This window comes from Streptococcus suis YS56 (assembly GCF_000440115.1).
Lineage (GTDB): Bacteria > Bacillota > Bacilli > Lactobacillales > Streptococcaceae > Streptococcus > Streptococcus suis_L.
Genome location: NZ_ALMY01000024.1, coordinates 1 through 1,917 on the forward strand (window position 1 = coordinate 1; position 1,917 = coordinate 1,917).

Here is a 1,917-nt window from a genome sequence, read left to right on the forward strand (position 1 = left end):
CCCGACTTTATCACTTTATTTTTCCACGATCCGCTTCAATCGCTTGATAGAATTGGATTTTTTAAGTATTTTTCGTTCTTTTTATTGTGTTGTATGTTGTTGTATGTTATAATATAGGTATGGCTTTTATTCGAACTACTACTAACAAAGAAGGTAGAACTCATGTCTATCTTGCAGAAAGTTACCGCATAGACGGGAAAACCAAGCAGAGAATTATTAAAAAATATGGACTTCTTGATGATTTGGAAGCTGAAGAACCTGGCATCCTTGAACGATTGAAGCGTGAGGCAAAAGCTGGCTCTTTAACAGAAAATACAACGGTTCACCTAAGCTTAGACCTCCTGGCTCCTATGAATGAACCAGACAAATCCTACGGGTGGATGGTATTTGACAATCTCTTTGAAGAATTAAGACTCTCTCATGTTATGAAGCAGGTAAAAACCAAGGCCAATTACAATTTGACAAAGGCTTTGAAATTACTAGTATTTCAACGAATCTTAAACCCCACTAGTAAATTAGCCACTGTTGAAGCACAAGCAGATCTATTCGGAGACTGGGATCTTAACTTAAATGCCATCTATCGTCACCTTGACACGTTGAATGAGGTAAAAAATCAGATTCAACTTCATCTCCATCAAGAGATTAGCCGATTAACCAAGCGGGAAGGACGTCTGGTTTTCTACGATGTCACCAACTATTACTTTGAGACAGATATCCCAGACATAGAAGAACAATCTGATGATGGAAAAATCATCAAAGTTGGTCTTCGCAGACGAGGACCAAGCAAGGAACACCAACCGAAGCCTATTGTTCAGTTAGGACTATTCATGGATACAAACGGAATTCCCATTAGCTACAAGCTCTTTCGAGGGAATCAAACCGACCCCGTGACCTATCTTCCCGCAGTTGAAGAGGTTAAGAAGCAATTTGGCATCGAACGAATTGTGGTTGTGGCGGATAAGGCAATGAATAGTACAACCAATGTTTCAGCTATGTTGGAACAAGGGGATGGCTGGCTCTTTTCCCAAAAGCATCGTGGCAAGAGAGGGGCTCCCAAAGATATTCAAGAAGAGATCCTAGATCCAGAAGGGTGGCATTTTAATGCGGAAGGAACCTTCGCTAAGAAATCCTATATTCGTAGCCGCAAACTAGGTACAGGAAAAGGCTCCAAAATGATAAAGGAGAAAGTCGTGATTACCTGGAGTAAGAAATATGCGGATCGTGAACGGATTCGCAGAGACGGTGCTCTTGAATATGCCAGTCACTTAACCAATGCGGAACTCTTTCGTCAGACTAGTAAGAAGGGTGGAAAGAAATACCTTGATTTGTCTTATCTAGACAAAGAGACAGGTGAAATCAAGCCCTTCTCCCCTCTCATTCAGCTTGACCTTGAGCAGGTGGAATTCGATGCTCAGTTTGACGGAATCAATGTCCTTGTTACCAGTGAGATTGAACTGTCAGATGAAGCAATCCTTGATTCCTATAGACAACTCAGTAAAATAGAAGATTGCTTTAGGGTTACCAAGACAGAATTGGAGAGCCGTCCAGTTTATGTTTGGACAGAGGAACACATTCAAGCACATTTCCTAACTTGTTTTATAGCTCTCATCCTCATTCGACTGCTTCAATACAGGACGAACTGGGCGATGAGTCCGGAGAGGATGATAAGAGCCTTAAACAGTGCGAAGGCAACACGGTTACAGGATGATTACTACAGATTACAAGAGAGTCCAGATATGCAGGAGTTAAATAAACTCCTAGGGATTGAATGGAACCGTGGTCTCGTAAAGTATGAAGAACTAAAGAGATACGCAAAGGATTCATACACTACAGAAAAATAATGAAAAAGGATAGCCAAACTCCTTGTCCCACAAGGGGTTAGCTATCCTTTGCATTTTTTTATGTGATAAAGTCGGG

1 protein-coding gene is annotated in these 1,917 nt (G+C 41.2%); it reads left to right on the forward strand.

Annotation, left to right across the window (positions count from 1 at the left end):
• Positions 1-119 precede the first annotated feature (119 nt).
• Positions 120-1,841 carry an IS1634 family transposase gene (locus tag SST62_RS0103845; RefSeq protein ID WP_029186363.1) on the forward strand — a complete coding sequence of 574 codons (1,722 nt, stop codon included), beginning with the start codon at positions 120-122 and terminating at the stop codon, positions 1,839-1,841.
• Positions 1,842-1,917 lie beyond the last annotated feature (76 nt).

Excerpts from the sequence above, each read along its gene's own strand:
- SST62_RS0103845 (WP_029186363.1), top strand. The coding sequence starts at position 120 with ATGGCTTTTATTCGAACTACTACTAACAAAGAAGGTAGAACTCATGTC.